Annotated in this window: 1 protein-coding gene; it reads right to left on the reverse strand. The window is 73.1% G+C overall.

The window, feature by feature from the left end; translation table 11 throughout:
- A partial coding sequence (locus tag AC5LUJ_RS19915; protein WP_493465498.1) for a DUF6079 family protein occupies positions 1–2427 on the reverse strand: 2427 nt, incomplete at both ends.

Below are 2427 nucleotides of genomic sequence, written 5' to 3' on the forward strand. Positions count from 1 at the left end.
GGGCCACAGCGCGCGCAGGTGGTCGCTGAAGTCGGCGGTGACGTCCTGCTCGTCCTTGGACGTCAGGCCGTAGGCCGAGCGCAGCACGGTCCGGGTCTTGGTCAGCAGCGCGTCGTAGCGGCTTTTCAGCACGCCGCGGGCGCGCTGCCGGTCGTCGGCGCTCAGGTGCTGGGCGTGGCTGTCGAACCGGTGCCCGCCGCCGGCGAGCAGGTGGTCGAGCCGGACGAGCATCCCCAGGTCGGCCAGGCGCGCGGCGGTCAGGTCGGCGGGGATCCAGCAGACCGTCCGGTGCTGGACGCCGGCGCCGCGCAGCCGCTCGACACGCGCCCGGGCGTAGACCGGCCCGTCGCCGGTGTCGTCGAACGGGTAGTCGACGACGAGCCGCCACGATCGCGGGTCGACGGGCGCCAGCTGGTCGTCACGCAGCTCGCCGCCGCGGACCGAGCCGAAGACGACCTCGGCGGAGCGTCTGCCGCCCCGCCAGACGAGGTCGAGCCGGTCGCCGTAGACGTCGCCGGTGACGGTGACGCCGAGTTCCTCGACGAGGAGCCGTTTCACCAGCGCGCGCCGGTTGCCGGCGCTGTCGTAGGCGACGGCCGAGTTCAGGATGCTGTCGACCTCGACGTCGACGAGTTCCAGGCCGACGCCCGGGTCACCGCCCTCCACCGGGACATACTTGATCTCGCCGAACTGGCCGGCCCAGCGTTCGGCCTTCTTGCCGACGAGCCCGGCCTCGCCGCCCGGGATCGGGCTGGTGATGCTGCCGTGGTTGAGCGCGGAGAGCCGCCGCGTGGTCAGGTTGCGCAGCGCCGGGACGCTCGGCGCGAGCGCGGACAGCAGCAGTGTCTTGACCAGCCGGTCGTCCGCGGTGAACCGCCGGACCCTGGTCGCGAGCGCCGGGTCGACGCCGACATCGACGCCGGTGCCGGTGCCGGTGCTGGCACCGGAGCCAGCGGCCTGGGCGCGGCGGGCCCGGGCGAGGGTGTCCTCGTCGAGGCCCTCCGCGTCGAGCAGGTAGGGGCGCAGCTTGCGGGCGTAGAGCTTCTGCGCCGCGTCGAACTCGGCCTTCAGGACGTCGGTGAACGGGGTGTCGGCGCCGCGGGTGATGACGTCCCACAGGTCGCCGAGCGGCACGACCTGGCCGAGACGCAGGTCGTTCCGGTGGTCGACGAGTAACTGGCGCATGAGTTTCAGCGCTGTCCGGTTGCGCTGGAGGGCCGAGGAGACGTGGACGAGGGTGTCCATGAACGCCGGGCTGAACGGGTAGGACAGCCGGAACGCGTCCCGGTCGGCGCCGAGCTGGGAGCTGCCGCCGAGCATCGTGTCCCACACCTCGGCGCGGACCTTCGCCGTCGTGACGAACGCCCGCGCGATCGCCGCCTCGGCGTCGGCGTTCAGCGGCCGCAGCAGCCGCCGGTTGGCGATGAGCGGGAGGTTGCGGTCCTCCAGCACGATCTTGTCGAACCGGCCGTCGGCGAGGGTGAGGACGTCGAGGAAGGACAGCCGCACGTCGCCGGCGACCTGTTCGCCGACGAGCTCCCGCAGGTCCCGCTGGCGGGCGATGAAGCTGACGACCGGGATCGGCCGGGCGCCCAGCCCGCCCTCGACGAAGTTCGTGACCTTCTGGACCTCGCGGGAGACGAACGCCTGGTCGCCCATGTTGTTCGCCAGCCACAGGATCAGCTCGTCGAGGAAGAGGACGACGGCGTCGTAGCCGAGGTCCCGCGCGTGCCGGGCGATCTCGGTGAGGCCGGCGTCCAGCGAGACGAAGCCCTCGGCGTCCTCGCGCAGGTCACGGAAGGTGTTCGCGAACCAGGTCGTCAGCAGGTCGGAGACCAGCCGGCGGGTCCGCCCGTCCGGGGCGGCGCCCGGGGCGAGTGCCGCGTCCAGCTCGGTGGGCGTCCAGGAGGCGTCGTCGCCCCACTCGTCCTCCTCGCCGCCGCCCGCACCGGCCCGGTTCAGCTCGGCGAGGAAGGTGGCGTCGCCGACCTTGGCCCGCACGCCGCGGGCCTCGGCCAGCAGCGCCTCGGCCCGGTGCACCGCGGGGATCGGGGCGTCGGGGTGCAGCCCGCGCAGCTGGTCGGCGTAGCCGCCGAGGACGCGCTGCTCGATCGACTTCGCCCCCAGCAGGTGGAACGGGACGAGCAGGAACCTCTTGCCGGCCAGCTCCGCGTCGTGCTTGCCGACGACGTCGGTCAGGCGGTCGTCGAGCGTGCGGGCGGCCGGTTCGCCGCGCAGCAGCGCGTGCAGCACCGCCATGAAGTGCGACTTGCCGGAGCCGAACGAGCCGTGCAGGTAGACGCCCCTGGACGTGCCGGTGCTCACCGCCTGCGCGATCAGGCCGAGCGCCTCGTCGAAGTTCCCGACCAGCCGGTCGGTCACCACGTAGCTGCGCAGGGTCTCGGCGTCGGTGACACCCTCGGTGAG

The organism is Protofrankia sp. CiP1_Cm_nod3, from assembly GCF_982290655.1.